Source organism: Bradyrhizobium sp. 155, from assembly GCF_023101105.1.
Classification (GTDB): Bacteria; Pseudomonadota; Alphaproteobacteria; order Rhizobiales; family Xanthobacteraceae; genus Bradyrhizobium; species Bradyrhizobium canariense_D.
Window position 1 is genome coordinate 4968111 of record NZ_CP064704.1, and the last position, 15693, is coordinate 4983803.

Annotated in this window: 12 protein-coding genes; 1 reads left to right on the forward strand and 11 read right to left on the reverse strand. The window is 64.8% G+C overall.

Going from position 1 to position 15693, the window contains the following annotated elements; translation table 11 throughout:
• Positions 1-52 precede the first annotated feature (52 nt).
• The 5 genes from IVA93_RS24260 to hydA all read right to left on the reverse strand — a co-directional run bounded on the left by IVA93_RS24260 (position 53) and on the right by hydA (position 6436).
• Positions 53-1672, reverse strand: coding sequence for an ABC transporter substrate-binding protein (locus tag IVA93_RS24260; protein ID WP_247455099.1), 1620 nt, complete (start codon positions 1670-1672; stop codon positions 53-55).
• Positions 1673-1791: 119 nt separating this feature from the next.
• Complete coding sequence (locus IVA93_RS24265; protein ID WP_247477485.1) at positions 1792-3228, reverse strand: NAD(P)-binding domain-containing protein; 1437 nt, start codon at positions 3226-3228, stop codon at positions 1792-1794.
• A complete protein-coding gene (locus IVA93_RS24270; protein ID WP_085352387.1) occupies positions 3225-3974 on the reverse strand; it encodes an SDR family oxidoreductase in 750 nt (249 codons plus the stop codon). The genes IVA93_RS24265 and IVA93_RS24270 overlap by 4 nt, the downstream gene beginning before the upstream one ends.
• A gap of 1 nt (position 3975) precedes the next feature.
• A complete protein-coding gene (locus tag IVA93_RS24275; RefSeq protein WP_085352386.1) occupies positions 3976-4950 on the reverse strand; it encodes an NAD-dependent epimerase/dehydratase family protein in 975 nt (324 codons plus the stop codon).
• Between the two features lie 16 nt (positions 4951-4966).
• On the reverse strand, positions 4967-6436 hold the full coding sequence (gene hydA, locus IVA93_RS24280) for a dihydropyrimidinase (RefSeq protein ID WP_085352447.1): 1470 nt from the start codon (positions 6434-6436) through the stop codon (positions 4967-4969).
• Positions 6437-6492: 56 nt separating this feature from the next.
• Between hydA and IVA93_RS24285 the strand changes: the two genes are divergently transcribed.
• Positions 6493-7155, forward strand: coding sequence for an aspartate/glutamate racemase family protein (locus IVA93_RS24285; RefSeq protein WP_085385840.1), 663 nt, complete (start codon positions 6493-6495; stop codon positions 7153-7155).
• Here the strand turns inward: IVA93_RS24285 and IVA93_RS24290 are convergent.
• The 6 genes from IVA93_RS24290 to IVA93_RS24315 all read right to left on the reverse strand — a co-directional run bounded on the left by IVA93_RS24290 (position 7152) and on the right by IVA93_RS24315 (position 15688).
• Positions 7152-7820, reverse strand: a complete 669-nt coding sequence (locus IVA93_RS24290; RefSeq protein WP_085385942.1) for a flavin reductase family protein — start codon at positions 7818-7820, stop codon at positions 7152-7154. The two genes, IVA93_RS24285 and IVA93_RS24290, sit on opposite strands and share 4 nt — an antisense overlap.
• Before the next feature lie 5 nt (positions 7821-7825).
• Positions 7826-8758: an N-carbamoyl-D-amino-acid hydrolase gene (locus IVA93_RS24295; RefSeq protein ID WP_247370768.1), complete on the reverse strand. Its 933-nt coding sequence runs from the start codon at positions 8756-8758 to the stop codon at positions 7826-7828.
• Positions 8759-8895: 137 nt separating this feature from the next.
• On the reverse strand, positions 8896-10191 hold the full coding sequence (locus IVA93_RS24300; protein ID WP_247370771.1) for an aminotransferase class III-fold pyridoxal phosphate-dependent enzyme: 1296 nt from the start codon (positions 10189-10191) through the stop codon (positions 8896-8898).
• Between the two features lie 10 nt (positions 10192-10201).
• Positions 10202-11782, reverse strand: coding sequence for a hydantoinase B/oxoprolinase family protein (locus tag IVA93_RS24305; protein WP_247455103.1), 1581 nt, complete (start codon positions 11780-11782; stop codon positions 10202-10204).
• On the reverse strand, positions 11779-13785 hold the full coding sequence (locus tag IVA93_RS24310) for a hydantoinase/oxoprolinase family protein (protein WP_247370776.1): 2007 nt from the start codon (positions 13783-13785) through the stop codon (positions 11779-11781). The genes IVA93_RS24305 and IVA93_RS24310 overlap by 4 nt, the downstream gene beginning before the upstream one ends.
• 469 nt (positions 13786-14254) lie before the next feature.
• Positions 14255-15688 (reverse strand): PepSY domain-containing protein, encoded by a 1434-nt coding sequence (locus tag IVA93_RS24315; RefSeq protein WP_247789251.1) that lies wholly within the window; start codon positions 15686-15688, stop codon positions 14255-14257.
• Positions 15689-15693: the final 5 nt, after the last annotated feature.

Consider the following 15693-nt stretch of genomic DNA (forward strand, 5'->3'; position numbering starts at 1 on the left):
TCAGAGCCTCTGGTTTGCAGACATGATTTCTTGCTCAAGTTACTTTTTGAAGTCACTTGCGGCTGACGTCGCGATAGTCGACCTGACGATGGAATTCATAGGTGTAGCCCTCGATCGACGAGGCCATCACGGCGTCCTGGTTGGGCTGCCACAGCGGGATCTGCGGCATCTCGCTGAAATGGATCGCGTTGAGCTTGCGGCCGGCTTCCTCGTACTTGGCCTTATCAGGCTCGAAGCGCGCTTCCTGCGCGATCGTCGCCAGCTCCGGATTGTTGATCGAGCTGTAGTTCCAGCGCTGATTGCCGGTGTAGAAATTGCGGTAGAAGTAATCGGTCGAGGGCAGCCAGGCGACGATGCCTTCCGTGAACAAGGGCAGCTTCTTCTCGTTGATTTGCGTGGACATCTGCGCATCCGGCAGCTTCTGGATGTCGACCTTGATCCCGATCTTGGCAAGCGATTCCTTCACGAGGGCCGCCATCGGCTCGGCGGTCGAGGCCTGGCCGACGTTGAAGCTGAAGGTGGTCGAAAAACCCTCCGGGAGTCCAGCAGCTTTCAGATACTCCCTCGCCTTGTCGAGATCGGTCTTCACCGGCGCCTGGAACGGATAGATGCCGTTCAACGGCTTGCCATCCGGCCAAGTCGCACCGAACAGCGGGGCTCCGCGACCGAACAGGGCAGCCTTGAACATGTCCTCATAGGGCAGCGCGAAGGCGACGGCGCGGCGGACGTTGACGTTGTCGAAAGGCGGGATCTGGTTGTTCATCGAGACGAAGGTGATCGAATTGTATTGCGGCGTCGAGATCACCTTGAGCTTGCCCTTGACTTCGAGCGACTGCACGTCGCTGGCCTGGAGATCAACGACGAGATCGGCATCGCCACGCTCGACCAGATTGGCCCGGGTCGCGGGCTCCGGCACGGACTGCACGATCACGCGCTTGAAAAAGGCTGGCTTGTCGGGCGAGCCGCGGTTCCAGGCCTCGTTGCGCTTGATGATCACCTGCTCGCCGGGCTTGAAGCTCTCGATCACATAAGCACCGCTGCCGGCGGTGTGCTCCTTCAGCCAGGCCGTGGCCCATGGATCCTCTGGTGTCGCATGCTCCTTGGCGACTTTCGAGTTGATGATCAGCGGGTAGACGGTCGCGAGATTCGGCAGCGCGAGCTTGTCGGGTTTCGGCAGCGTCACTTCGATTGTGAGGGGATCAATCACCTTGAACTGGTCAGCCGACGTCAATGATCCCGTCAGCAATTGTGCCTTGCCGAGGATCGGCGCGGTGACGCAGCGATCCAGCGACCATTTGACGTCCTCGGCGGTCACGGGCGAGCCGTCCTGGAACTTAGCATCCTTGCGCAGACGGAACGTCAGCTTCAGTCCGTCCGGACTGACGTCGTAGGATTCGGCGAGCTCGCCGCTGATCTTGTCCAGATCGAACACCCATTTGCCGTTGAGCTGCTTGCGGCCGAACGCCACAAGGCGGTCGTAAGTGCTCATGCTCAGTGCGAAGGATTCCCGCGTCGAGCCCGGGATGTTGGGATCGAGCGTGTTGACCGATGCACCGGTGACATAGCGCAGCGTCTCCGCCCTGGTTTGCGCTTGCGCAGGCGCAGCGGCGACAAGCAGAAGCGCAGTGGTGGCGAGCACGGAGGATGCCATCCTGAAAGACACAAAACGCATTCGTTTTCCCCAAAATTTTCGACAAGAACGCCGACAGGACAGGTTAAGAAAGAAGCAAGTTGCGCGCCAGTCTCTTGATGCGCTCTTGTGGACGCTTTGTCGCGGCGGCGCATGGACGATCATCGCGATTCCTCCAAGTTTCGCGCTGGCCGCGTCACCACGGCCTGCGGCACGTCATAGGCGCGAAGCGAGGCCCAATGCCGTTCGACATCGGCACGAAACAGGCCGCGCGTCAGGCCATTCACTAGCTTCGGCGCCGCGGTCGTCATCGCGTTGATCGACGATCCCGACGGACCGAAACTCATGGTGGAGGCGATGGCGAAGAGATGGATATTCGAGATCCACGGCGTATCGCCCGCGACACGCTCGGTGAAGGCATAATCGTCGGCGAGATAGGGAAAGCGACCGAGCCGCGCGCTGCGCTCGCTCTCCGGGGGCTGGTAGCGGTCGGCCCAGGTTGCGATATTGCCGGCAAATGCGCGCAACTCGCCACGGCCGGAAAAATCCATGTCGATGCCGGTGCCGCAGATGACGAAATCCGCAGGTATGGCGCCGCGCGGCGTCTGCAATTCCACACCACGATCGGTCTCGCGGGCCGCCTCGATCGGGGCGCCCTCGTGCAATGTGAAATTGGCGTGATTTGCGCAGCGATCGTAAGTTGCCTGCGGAAAGCCTTCGCGCATGTCGAGGATGGTGCGCATGAAGCGCCACCGCCAGGCATCGTCGAGATCGCTGAGATGGCGGAGGAAGCCGCGGAAAGTCAGCCAGCGATAGGGCTGGATCAGCTGGATCTGCGCACGACGACACAGCAGGTGCACCTCCGCCGCGCCCGCTTCCAGCGCGGTTGCTGCGTTGTCGAAGGCAGATGCGCCGGCACCGATCACGGCGACGCGCTTGCCGCGAAGGTTTTCGAAGTCGATGTCGTCGGCGACGGTTGCGACCGAGCTCATGGGCAGATGGCTCAGCGGCTCGGGGATCATCCAGTTCCCCATTCCCTCCTGCCCCGTCGCAAGCACGATCTTGCGCGCATGGAGTGTCTCGACGCCATCGCCACGTTTCACGCGTGCGGCCAGCAAACCATCCGGCGCCGGCCGGATTTCCAGAAGCTCGCAGCCGTTGCGCACGGGCAAGCCGATCGTGCGCCGCAGCCAGAGCAGATACTCAGCCCAGTGGCCGCGCGGGATCAGGTCGAGTGTCTGCCAGCTCTCCGTGCCGAAGCGGGCCTCATGCCAGGATTGATAGGTCAGGCTGGGGATGTCGAGGTCAGGTCCCGTATAGTCCTTCGGGCTGCGCAGCGTCGGCATGCGGGCATAGGTGAGCCATGGCCCCTCCTTCCCCTCCTCGGCCTTGTCCAGCAGCAGGATGTTGCTGACGCGGGAGCGCATCAGGCCGAAGCCGATGGCGATGCCGGATTGGCCGGCGCCGATCACGAGCACATCCAGCGCCGGCTTGCCATCCGGTCCCGTCTTCGGTTCGAGCCAGGCGGCACCGGGATGCGCGATCCGGGCGAGATCGGCGCGAACGTCCATTTCGAGCTCTGTCAGCGCATCACTCATGCCGCAAGCCAGCCTCCGTCGACCACCATCACGGTGCCGGTCGTAAATGAGGAGGCATCGCTTGCGAGGTGGAGCGCGGCCTGCGCGATCTCATCGGCCTGGCCGAACCGCTTCATGGCATGGCGGTCGCGGGAGGCTTCGCGCACCTCGTCCGCATTGGCGTGGCGGGCAAAGCTGCGGCGAAGCATCGGCGTGTCGATCGCACCGGGCGCGATGGCGTTGACGCGAATGCCGTCCGCCGCGAAATCCACCGCCATCGTCCGGGTCAGGCTGACAATCGCGCCCTTGGCGGCGATATAGGCACTGTTGCCCTTGCCGCCGGCAATCGCAAGCTGCGACGCCAGCGTGATGATCGAACCGCTGTTCTGCCGCTGCATCTGCGGCACGGCTGCCCTCGCCCACAGCCAGGTGCCGCCGACATTGGTGCGGAACACCGCATCCCAATCGGCGGGGTCCGTTGTCAACACGGTGCCGCCACAGGAGAAGCCAGCGGCAGTCATCAGGATATCGAGCTGGCCGTGCCGTGCTACCACATCATTTGCCACCGCCTCGGCGAAATCGGCATCGCCGACGTCGCCAATATGCGTCGTTGCCTCGCCGACCAAGCTCAACGTTTCCTGAAGTCCGGCTGGATCGCGATCGACCAGAGCAAGACGTGCGCCCTCTTCCGCGAACAGCTTTGCACTGGCGCGGCCGATGCCGGAGCCTGCGCCCGTGATGATGGCCGTGCGCCCCTGCAGCCGCATCTCAGATCCACTCCTTATGCTGCGTCAACCAGGCGCTCATCGCGGCCGCCGACTCGGCGCAGCCGAACCGCGCGCGCCAGCCGAATTCATCCGCCATCCGGTTCACCGACAGCGGCGCGCGATAGGCCCCATGCAGCTTGATGACGGTTTTCTCGCCGGGCGCCGCGAGCCGGCATTGCAGGCCGGGGTGCAACGCTGCATAGGCCTCGCCCCATTGCAACGCAGGCCAAAGCCCTCCGCGGGAGACGTTGTAGAGCCGGTGGCGCGGCCGCTCGGCTTCGATCAGCAGTGCGACGGCCTCGGCCGCATCCGGCGCGTAGATCCAGTCCCGCATGCCCGCTTCAGGCATGATCGCCGGCTCGCCGCGCGCGAACGCGGCCAAGATCTGGAACTGGAGGCTTGGCGTGTCGCGCACGGAACTCGGTCGCTCCCACGGTCCGAATAGCGCGCTCAGCCGCACATTTAGGAAATCACCGCCGAAGAGCTCGGCGTGACGCGCAACCGATCGCTCCGAGGCGAACTTGCTGATGGCGTAGAACGAGACCGGATCGCAGGGCGTTTCCTCGTCGAGAATCTCGACCCGCGCACCGGTGGCGCCGTAGGCCGATGCCGAAGAGAGATTGACGACCCGGCGCACGCCATGACGGATCGCGGAGAGCAGAATCGGGATCTGCGCCATCACGTTGATCTCGAGAACGCGCGCGGTCGATGCCCTCTCCAGTTCATCACCGGCGGTGATGGCCGCGCCGAGCACGATCGCATCAACGCCTTCGGCGATGAGGGCATCGATGGCATCTGCGTCGGTGATATCGCCCTGCACGGCTCGGAGCCGTGCGCCGTATTCGGCAAGAGATCGCAGCGCGGATAACGGCAACTCTGCACGGTCATACAGCGTGACGTCATGCCGGCGCGCGAGCAGCGCCTCCGCAACATTGAGGCCGACAAACCCCGTGCCGCCGAAGATGACGATCTTCATCGCGCGCCATCCGCCGTCACAGCAGCTTCGCTCCGAAATTCCGCTCCGAATCCATGTCGGCGACGAGCCGCCCCGTCGGCTTGGCCGCCTCGCCGCCGCTGCGTGCCAGGAATTGGCCGCTGCCGGCGCTCGCGAGGCACTTGTTGCCGTCGATGATCACCCGACCGCGCGACAGCACCGAAACCGGCCAACCCTTCAGCTTCCGTCCCGCAAACGGCGTGTAGCCGGCGAGGTCGTGCATCATCTCGTCGGCGATCACGGTCTCGCGGTCGGGATCCCAGACCGCGATATCGGCATCGGCGCCGACTGCGATCGAGCCCTTGCGCGGATGCAGATTGTAGATTCTTGCCGGCGCGGTCGCCGTCAGCTCGACGAACTTTTCCAGGCCCAGGCGTCCCTTCGACACCATGGTGTCGAACAGCAGTGGCAGCCGCAGCTCCAGTCCCGGCAGGCCGTTCGCGACCTGCTTGAAATTGGGATTGGGTCCGGCGCGCAGCTTGCCGGTCTCGTCGTAACGATAAGGCGCGTGATCCGACGAGATGGTCTGGAGATCGCCGAGCGACAGCGCCTGCCACAACGCCTCCTGGTCGGCATGCGTACGGGGCGGCGGGCTGCACATCCACTTGGCGCCCTCCACCCCGGGCTTGTCGAGATCGGCAGCGGTGAGGAAGAGGTATTGCGGACAGGTCTCCGCGAACACCTTCAATCCCTGCCCGCGCGAGTCGCGGATGACCTTGGCGCCCTCGGCGGTCGAGACGTGGAAGATCATGATGGGCTGGTCGATCAGCGCCGCCATGCCGATCAGCCGGGTAAAGGCTTCCGCCTCCGACACGCGGGCGTGGCTGACGGCGTGGTATTTCGGCATGGTGTAGCCGCGCGCGAGCAGGCGCTTCACCATCCAGGCGATGATGCCGTGGTTTTCGGCATGGGCGCACAACATCGCGCCGGACTGGCGCGCGGCAAGAAGGATGTCCAGCAGCGGCTCGTCGTCGACCTTGAGCCGGTCGTAGGTCATGAAAATCTTGATCGAGGCATGGCCCTGCTTCACCAGCGCCGGAATGTGCTCCTCGACCGTTTCCTTGGTCGCATCCGCAATGATCATGTGAAAGGCGTAGTCGATCACGGCGCCTTTCTTGGCGAGGGCGTGATAATCCTCCACCACCTGCGGCAGCTTCATGCCGACATGCTGGGCGGCAAACGGGATCACCGTGGTCGTGCCACCGAAGGCGGCCGAGACGGTCGCGCTCTCGAAGGTGTCGGCGTTCATGATGCCGGCAGCGGACAATTGCTCGATATGGGCGTGGCTGTCGACGCCGCCTGGCAGCACCAGTTTGCCGCGCGCGTCGATCTCGCGCTTCGCAGGCGAAAGCCCACGCCCGATAGCGGCGATGGTCTCGCCGGAGATGGCCACATCGGCTTCAAAGACATCGGTCGTCGTCGCGACGCGCCCACCGCGAATGATCAGGTCGTAAGCGGGTTCAGTCATGAGGCACTCCATGATAGGCTCAAGCCAAGTGATCGAAATTTTGCAGGAAGACCAGCATGTCCCGACCGCGCATTCTCGTCATCAATCCAAATTCCAACCCTGCGGTCACGCGAGGGCTGGAGGACGCGCTGAAGCCGCTCGGTTTCGAAGGCGGGCCGGAACTGGTCTGCCAGACGCTGGCCGAGGGTCCCTTCGGCATCGAAAGCCAGGCCGATGTCGATGGCGTCGCCATGCCGCTGCGCCGGCTGGTCGAGGGCGACAACAGCTCGGCGGCCTTTGTCATCGCCTGCTACAGCGATCCCGGGCTTCAGGTCTGTCGCGAAGGCACCGACCGCCCCGTGTTCGGCATTGCCGAGTGCGGCGTGCTGACCGCGATGGCCCGCGCCGAGACCTTTGGCGTCATCGCGATCGCCCAGCGCTCGATCCCGCGTCACATGCGCTATCTCAGGCAGATGGGACTGACCGAACGTCTTGCCGGCGAGCGGCCGCTCAACATGAGCGTTGCCGAAACCGCCTCGGGCGAAGGCACGCTGGCCAAAATGATCGAAATCGGCCGCGCGCTGCGCGACGAGGACGGCGCCCGCGCCATCGTGATGGGCTGCGCTGGCATGGCACGGCACCGCCGCCCGCTGGAAGACGCGCTCGGCATTGCCGTGATCGACCCGACACAGGCGGCCGTCACCATGGCGCTGGGTACAGTGCAGTTCTCGAATCACTAGGCGTCCTTCAGCACTTTGGCGTCCTGCCGCGCGAGCCATTGCGCGTGGCTCTCGCGGACTAGCGCGAACGTGTCCCGCTGCGTCGTGTAGAGATTGCCGAACATGCGGCCGATCGGCCGGTAGGCGTCGAGGTCGACATACATGTTGGCCTCATCGACGAGGCCCTCGCGGGCGTGAACCCGGAGCACCTCGCCGACCAGCAGCTCGCGATCGGGCGAGAAGGTCAACGCGACATGGCGCCGGCATTCGAGCGCAAAGGGGGCCGCGGCGAGGCGCGGCACCTTCACTTCGATTGAGGGAAGCGTCGCCAGCCCGGCCGCGGCGACCTCGCTGTCGCCGGACGGAAAATCAACCGCGCAGTCGTTCATCGCCACCGACAGCGCCTCGTCCACCATGTGAACGACGAACTCGCCGTCGCGATGGATGTTGCGGGTGGTGTCCTTCGGGCTGTGATCCGGCTTGTGCTGAAGCCCGAGTACGATCAGCGCCGGGCTCTCCGAGAACACGTTGAAGAAGCTGAAGGGCGCGGCGTTGACCGCCCCGTTGGCATCGAGCGTCGTCACCAGCGCAATCGGCCGTGGCACCACCACGCCGCAAAGCAGCTTGTAGCGGTCGCGCGGATCGAGCTCGCGCAAGGGAATACCTGATGTGCCCTTGTCCGCCATCGACATCACTTCTCCGGCGGTGGCACCGCGCCGGTCTGGCTGGTGATCAGGCCGTAATGCTCGATGCGGCGGTGCTGCGCGAAATTGAAGATCGTGGTCTTGCCGAATGTGGTGGCATCGAGATCGCAAGGGTGGACCAGCAGCTCGTCCTCCTCCGTCTTCGCTTCGGCGACGATTTCGCCATTGGGATCGACGATCAGGCTGCCGCCGAACAGCGGGTGTCCGTCCTCGTTACCGGCCTTGGCCACCGCGACAACCCAGGTCGCGTTCTGATAGGCGCCGGCCTGCGCCGAGAGGCGGTTATGGAACAACCGTTTCTCGACGCCTTCATCGCTCCTCTCCGCATTCACCGACGGCGTGTTGTAGCCGATCAGCACCATCTCGACGCCCTGCAGGCCCATCACGCGATAGGTCTCGGGCCAGCGCCGGTCGTTGCAGATGGCCATGCCGATGATGCCGCCCAGCTCGCGCCAGACATTAAAGCCGAGATCGCCCGGCTCGAAATAGCGCTTCTCCAGATGCTGGTGCGAGCGCTTGGTGTCGTATTCCACATGGCCCGGCAAATGGATCTTGCGATATTTGCCGACGATCTTGCCGGATCTGTCGGTCAGGATCGCAGTGTTGAAATGATGCCCGTCGGGCGTCAGCTCCGCATATCCGAAATTCATCGCCATCTCGTGCTGTGCCGCGCGCTCGAACAACGGCCGGGTCGCCGCATTGGGCATCTCGCGCTCGAACCAATTGTCGAACTCGGCCCGGTCCTCCACGTACCAACGCGGAAAGAAGGTCGTGAGCGCCAATTCCGGATAGACGATCAGGTCGGCGCCCTTGCTCTTGGCCTCATCCATCAGCGCAATCATGCGCTTGACCACGGCCTCGCGGCTGTCCGCTTTCTGGATCGGGCCCATCTGGGCGGCGGCAACATTGACGATACGCATCAGCGATTTCCTGGTGATGTCTTTGAGCTAAGCTACAGTTTCAAGTACGTGCTGGCGCGCGCAGCATAACGCAGCATCGCCCGGACTTGCCAGCCGGCGCCTGCACATCGGCATCGTGTGCGCTGCACGGTCCATCCTCATGTCTGCTCCTCATCCGCAACATCGAGACCGTGGTCCAGCGCGTCCAGAAGCTGCCCGGCCTCATGCTCGGAAATCACGAGTGGCGGCGCGAGGAACAGCGAAGTCTGCTCGCCGCTGGTCCCGATCACGGCGCCGGCCTCCAGCGCCCGCTCCGCGACGCGCGAGGCAATCGGCACCTCGGCGGTGTCGGCGTGCCAGGAGCGCCAGTCCGGCCCGTGCAACTCCACGGTCCAGTGCAGCCCCTGCCCCGCCACGCGCTGCACGCTTGGATGCTTCTGCGCGATGGCGAGCAGGCGGCGGGTGAACAGCTTTTCGAGGCCCCTGACGTGCTCCAAAATCTTGTCATCGTTCACGACCTTCAGATAGGCGCTGACGGCAGCCATGCTGATGGGATGCCCGCGCAACGTGCCGTAATTCTGCCAGCTCGTGCCCTTGAGCCGTTCGACGATACCTTTCGACACCACGACCGCGGCAACCGCCGCCGCGCCACCGCCGAGCGATTTTCCGAGCGTCACGATATCGGGACGACTTTCGGCTCCCTGGAACGCGAACCAGCGCCCGGCACGGCCCGCACCAGTCACCACTTCGTCGGCGATCCAGTAGGAGCCGGCCTGCCGCGCGCACCGCGCCACCTCGTCCTGATAGGCGCCATCGTAGTAGATGCCGCCTTGCGTGTAGTCGATGATCGTCGCTGCCGTATCCGAAAGCAGGCGCGTGGCATCGGCCAGATATTCGCTGGGCGGAACATTGTTGGCCGGCGCGCCGTAGATCGCGCCGTGCGGTGGCGGCAATATCCGCACCGGCGCCATCGGCGCGGGCAGCCGCGAACCGCCTGAATGCACCGCGAGGCCGCCATGCCATTGCGGCTGCACGGTCATGCTGCGCGAGAGGCCCGTAATGCCGTGATAGGCGCGTTCGCGCGTCGCCAGCGCAGACCGCTGCGTCAGGGCCTGACAGAGCGACAGCGCCATGTCATTGGCCTCGCTGCCGCTGATGCAGAAGCGCACCGCGCCAACCCAATCGTCTTCGCCCTTGAACGCGGTGGCCATCAAGTCGTCAGCCGCCTGCTCGCGGCCGACCCAGGTCCAGCCCTCGTTCACGACGGGCGTATCCGCGGCGCGGCGGATCGCCTCCACCATCGCGGGATGACGATGTCCGAGACCGCCGCCGGTGTTGCTGCCGTCGATGAGCTTGCGACCATCCGACAGATGAAAATAGATGCCCTCGCCGCCGACCACGGCCATGGGCGCGCTGTCGCCGGCATTCAGCCCGGTTCGCAACAATCTGCTCATCGCAATCCCTTCATTCCGCGGCCTCGGCGCCGTAGCCACCGCCACCACAGGTCTCGATCGTGACGAGATCGCCTTGCTGCAGCACCAGGTTCGACTTGCCGTCGATCGCGACGTTCGCGCCCTGCCTGATCAGCGAGATGCGGCAGGCCTTGCCGGGTTCGCCGCCTTGCATGCCGAACGGCGCGACCACCATGCGCTCGATGCAGGTGGTCAGATGCATCGACGGCGCCAGGATGCGATAGGTACGGATGACGCCGTCCCCGCCGCGATGGACTCCCGTGCCGCCGGAATTCCGACGAATGGCCTGCTGCTCGACTTGGATCGCGTAATTCGCCTCGATCACCTCGATTGGCGTGTTCGAAGTGTTGGACAGATGCACCCGCGTCGCGGAGATGCCGTCCCGATCATGCCGCGCACCCTCGCCACCACCGTGGACCTCGTAGAGCATCTTCCACGAACCGTTTTGCCGCGGCTCGGCGAAGAAGAGGACGCCTGCCGTGGTCGCCCCACCAGCCGACAGACGTTCGGGAATGGTGTCCTGCATAGCGCGGAAGATCGCATCGACGATGCGCATCGAGGTCTCGTGATTGCCGGCCGCAACCGAGGCATTCCACCCCGGCTCGAGAATAGAGCCCGGGCGCGTGATGATGGTCAGCGGCCGCAGCGCGCCCGCGTTCTGGTTCATGTCGCGCCCGCTCATGATGCGCGCGGCATAGGCCACCGCCGAGCGCGCCATGAACGGTGTCGTGTTGCAGAAATTCGAGACGCGGCCGCAGCTTCCCGAGAGGTCGAAGGTCGCTTCGTCTCCGGCAATGGTGATCTTGACATGAATGCGCGCCGGGGCGTCGTTGACGCCACCGTCGTCCAAATAATCCTCGCCCTCGTAGACGCCATCAGGCAGCTCGCGGAGCGCCTCGCGCATCTCGATTTCGGAGAGATCGTGCAGGCGCGACTGCGCCGCCGTGAAGACCGCCTTGCCGTGCTCGCGGCATAGCTCGACGATGCGCTTCTCACCGGCTTTCGTTGCGGCGATCTGGGCGAGAAGATCGCCCTCGCAGGATTCCGGATCTCGAACATTGGCCTTGAGCAGCTGCACGATCGGCGTATTGACGCCGCTTGCCGTGGCGATCAGAACCGGCGGAATGCGCATCGCCTCCTGGAAGGTGTCGATGGCTTTCGCAAAATAGCTGCCGGGCCAGGTGCCGCCGATATCGGGCCAGTGTGCGAGGCTGACCGCGAACGCCACGATCTCGCCGTCGATGAAGACCGGGCGCACGACCTTGACGTCATTGAGATGATTGCCGCCGAGCGGGCCGACATTGTAGATCAGAGCGTCGCCGTCCTTCAGGCTGTCGCGCGGCACCACTTTCAGCAATTCGAGGACCGTATAGGCCATCGCGCCGAGATGGATCGGGATGTCGCGGCCCTGCCCGACCAGGTCGCCGCGGCCGTCCGTGATCGCCGACGACAGGTCGCCGGCTTCACGCAGCAGCGGCGAGCGCGCCGAGCGCGTCATCACCAGGCTCATCTCCTCTGCCGCGGCCGACAGCCCGTGCCTGATGACCTCGACGACGAACGGATCGAGCTTCATGCGGCCCCCCGCGTCAGGAACAGATTGCCTGAAACATCGGGCCGCGCCTGCCAACCGGGCGGGACCACCACGGTCGACCATGCGTCTTCAATGATGGCCGGGCCGCTGACGATCTCGGTCAGCGAGGCGCGATCGATGATGCTTGTGGCGATGTCATGAAAGCCGTCGAACGAGCAAATGCGATTGCCGGCGGATACCCTGGCCGCGACGGCCGGCCGGCTCACGACGGTCGTCGACGGACGGCGTGCCTGCACCCGCACGGATTCGATGACGCAGCTCTCGCTCGTCGCATAGCCGAACAGCTCGTGGTGCCGGGCCAGAAAATCCTTCTTCAGCCTGATAATGTCGAGCGGTCGCACGAACGGCACCGGAATGGCGTCGTTCTGCGCCGCGTAGCGCATCAAGGCCACCAGCTCAATCTGAATCTCGGTCGCGGCAACCCCGTTGGCGATCAGCGGCGCCGAGGCATCGTCGATCAGCACCCCGATCCGCTCCGACACACGGGCGAGGTCGATGTCGTCAAGCGCCGCGCGCAGGGTTTGCTGCTGGAGGAAGCTGAAATCGGCGGTGAGACAGCCCAGCGCCGAGAACGCGCTCGATGCACTGGGAATGACGACCTCGGCAATCCCGTAGAGATCGGCTAGGCCCGCGGCGTGCATCGGGCCGCCACCGCCAAAGGCGAGCAGCGTGCAGTCGCGCCCGTCGATGCCGCGCTCGACGGTGACGCGGCGGAGGGCGCGCGCCATTGTCGCGTTCGCGACCTTGATGATGCCGAGCGCGGTGTCGGTCAGGCTCAGCCCCAGAGTGCCCGCGATCGGTGCGATGACATCAGTCGCTGCCTTGATATCGATTCCGATCCGGTCGCCGAGTTTGGTTTCGGGATTGAGATAGCCGAGCACGGCGTTGGCATCGGTGATGGTCGGCTCGGTACCGCCGCGGCCGTAGCAGGCCGGTCCAGGCTCGGAGCCGGCGCTTTCCGGTCCGACCGTCAGGCCACCGGAGCCGTTGCGCACGATCGAGCCGCCGCCCGCCCCGATCGAGTGCACCGCGAGCATCGGCTGGCGCAGCGGCTTGTCGCCGAGCATGCGGCCGTCGGTCATCTCGGCCTGACCGTCGACGATCAGGCACACGTCGGTCGTGGTGCCGCCCATATCGAACGTCAGCATCCGGGACGTGCCGAGCTGGCGCGCGATGCTGACCGATGCGGAGACGCCGGCCGCGGGGCCCGACATCGCCATCACCAGCGGCCGCCGCTTCACGGCCGAGATCGGCACCATGGCGCCGGCCGAATGAAACACCTGCAGGCCGGGACCGATCGGCAGCCGCAGCTCCAGTTCGCTGAGATATTCCACCGCAATCGGCATCGCCGCGGCGTTGAACACGGTCGCCGAAGTCCGCTCGTATTCGCGCGCCTCGGGATTGACCTCGTGCGACAGCGAGACGTGGGCAACGACGCCCTTGAGCCGCTCGCCGAGCATCTTCTCGTGCACCGGATTGGCATAGGCATGCAGCAGCGCGACCGCGACACTCTGCACGCCGGTCCCCTTCAGCCAGGCCACCAGACGCTCGATCTCCGCGTCATCCAGCGCCTTCAGCACCCGGCCCTCGTGATCGAGGCGCTCAGCAAGCCCGAAGCATCGTTCCGGCGGCACCAGCGGCAGCGATTTTGGCGGGACGTCGAGACGATAGAGATCGCGGCGACGATAGCGCGCGATCTCCAGCACGTCGGCAAAGCCTTCGGTCGCCACCAGTGCCACTTTCGGCAGCCGTCCTTCGACGATGGCGTTGGTCACGCGCGTGGTGCCGTGGACGAAGCGCTTGACCTCGCTCTTGCGCAGGCCGACCGCCTCGATCGCCTCCAGCATCGCCTGAACCGGAGCTTGAGGTCGCGACGGCACCTTCGCGATCCGTGCCTCCGCGGGGGAGTGTCGGATCGCGATGATGTCGGTGAAGGTGCCGCCGATATCGGTGCCAACTTCCCAGTGATTTTCGTCAGTGCTCATGTGTGGGTCAGCTGCGGACGACATTCGAACCGGACGCCGGGTGGTTCCCGTCCTTCGCGAGGTTCAATCGCAAACCGAGAGCGCTCATCATCATCCCCTGTCATGCCACCGCTTGCGAGCGTGCGACAGAGCGATGGCCTCGGGATAGGGCCAGAGTTGTCGCAATGCACTGGACCAGCCCGCGACCGGCGCGGCGCGGCGAGGCACATTTTAGTGCAGCCCTGCCCGCATGGAGAGCACGTCGGTGTGGATCGTTCGACGCGACATAAGTGCGGCGCACCACGAATTTTCCCGGACGAAACACCACATCCGCTGCAGCGCAATCCACGCGCCCCGCACGCACTGTCTAATTTGCAGGCGATCGACCGGCCCTACGGACCATGCGATTGCTTATGAGCTATGCATGGCAGTCGGCTCAGCCTCTCTTTATTGTACGATCAGTAAGCGGTGGTTTTGCCCGCTCCGGCTCTCAGGCCGCGAAGGACGGACGCAGGCGGCGCCAGCCGATGATGATGCCCGTGATGGAGAACAGAAAGCCAAGGGAGCAGAGCCCGACGACCAAGCCGTCGCGCAGCAACGGGTGCGCGACGAGAACCGGAAAATCCAGCGTGTGCAGCGCGCCGTAGAACCAGCGATAGGCCCGCCGCGATGGATCCAGCCTTTGCAGCAAATTGCCGTCGGCGCCGTCGATGTCGAACCAGAGGTCACCGCAATACGAGCGGTAGACCGGGGCGCCCGGGACAGTGGACCGCGCGGGATAGTTGTCGTCCTCGGCAAGTACAGACGGACCGCCGCAGCCGGCCGCCAGGCGCGCGGTCAACCCCTGGACCTCGTGCACATCCAGAGATCTCGTCGGTCCATCGCGGGGCGCGTCCCCTGCCTTGATCAAGGTCTGACCGGCAAGGGCCCTTCGATCCCGCCGATAGAGAGTGCCGTTGAAGGCAAACCATTCGATTTCACGGGTCGATGGCGATACAGGCTGCCGATCGAGCGATGGGGCCGCCGTCCAGTTCGGTGAAGCGTTCATCACGCTGGATTCAGCGGAGGCCCATTGCCCGCGCGAGAACAGCCGCCCGTGATCCATGGAGAGCCAGCCGCTGAAAATCCAGCTCAGCACGAACACCATCGCAACGAGGCCGATGAGATGATGCAGCGCATGCCAGCCGCGATAGGGCGAGCCGATCAGACCGCTGCGAGGTTTGATCCGCGCAAGCCCGAGCACAGAGCCAAGCAAAGCCGCGATCAGGGCCAGCAGCGACAAGGTCCAGACCACGCGATCCCACAGCGACCAGTTGCTTCGCAGGACCGTTGGATAGATCCAGTGCACAACACTCCCGACCAGATTCCAGGTCCGCTCGTTGCGCGTCGTATCCAGGACGATCTCGCCGGTGAGCGAGGAGACATAGACTTCCCTCCCGTCGGCATCACCGAGGGCAACCCGAAACAAGGGCCGATGGCGGTCAAAGCCGTTCGGCACGCTCCATTGGTCGTAGTCCGAGCGCGCAACGATCTCGGTTGGTCCGGCATCCAGCCCGCGGCTGCGGGCGTGATCTCGCGCGATGGCCAATGCGACGTCGGAAGACGCGACCGACGCGTCGCCCCCATCGGAGGCGCGGATTGCGCCTGCGCGCGATGGCCCCGAGACGACATAGACCGGGCCGTCGCTGCGCTGGATCAGGCGAACGCGCGTCGCATCCGCGATGCCGCTCGCGGCAACGGCATCGGCGACTGCAATCCTCGTCCCAGCACTCGCCAGCGGCCCAAGCCCGGCGAAGCGTTCCGCTTCCGTCAGAGACGGAAACGGAACGAAGTGCATCACGATTCCCGTCGCGAACCACATCGCGAACACCAGGCAGAACGCGATCCCGAGCCATCGATGCAGCAGGACGATCGCGCGCATCATCGATC

Coding starts and splice junctions, on each gene's coding strand:
- IVA93_RS24300 (WP_247370771.1), bottom strand. CDS start 10,191: ATGAGCAGATTGTTGCGAACCGGGCTGAATGCCGGCGACAGCGCGCCC.
- IVA93_RS24265 (WP_247477485.1), bottom strand. CDS start 3,228: ATGAGTGATGCGCTGACAGAGCTCGAAATGGACGTTCGCGCCGATCTC.
- IVA93_RS24260 (WP_247455099.1), bottom strand. CDS start 1,672: ATGCGTTTTGTGTCTTTCAGGATGGCATCCTCCGTGCTCGCCACCACT.
- IVA93_RS24275 (WP_085352386.1), bottom strand. CDS start 4,950: ATGAAGATCGTCATCTTCGGCGGCACGGGGTTTGTCGGCCTCAATGTT.
- IVA93_RS24290 (WP_085385942.1), bottom strand. CDS start 7,820: ATGGCGGACAAGGGCACATCAGGTATTCCCTTGCGCGAGCTCGATCCG.
- IVA93_RS24295 (WP_247370768.1), bottom strand. CDS start 8,758: ATGCGTATCGTCAATGTTGCCGCCGCCCAGATGGGCCCGATCCAGAAA.
- IVA93_RS24305 (WP_247455103.1), bottom strand. CDS start 11,782: ATGAAGCTCGATCCGTTCGTCGTCGAGGTCATCAGGCACGGGCTGTCG.
- IVA93_RS24285 (WP_085385840.1), top strand. CDS start 6,493: ATGTCCCGACCGCGCATTCTCGTCATCAATCCAAATTCCAACCCTGCG.
- IVA93_RS24310 (WP_247370776.1), bottom strand. CDS start 13,785: ATGAGCACTGACGAAAATCACTGGGAAGTTGGCACCGATATCGGCGGC.
- IVA93_RS24315 (WP_247789251.1), bottom strand. CDS start 15,688: ATGATGCGCGCGATCGTCCTGCTGCATCGATGGCTCGGGATCGCGTTC.
- IVA93_RS24270 (WP_085352387.1), bottom strand. CDS start 3,974: ATGCGGCTGCAGGGGCGCACGGCCATCATCACGGGCGCAGGCTCCGGC.
- hydA (WP_085352447.1), bottom strand. CDS start 6,436: ATGACTGAACCCGCTTACGACCTGATCATTCGCGGTGGGCGCGTCGCG.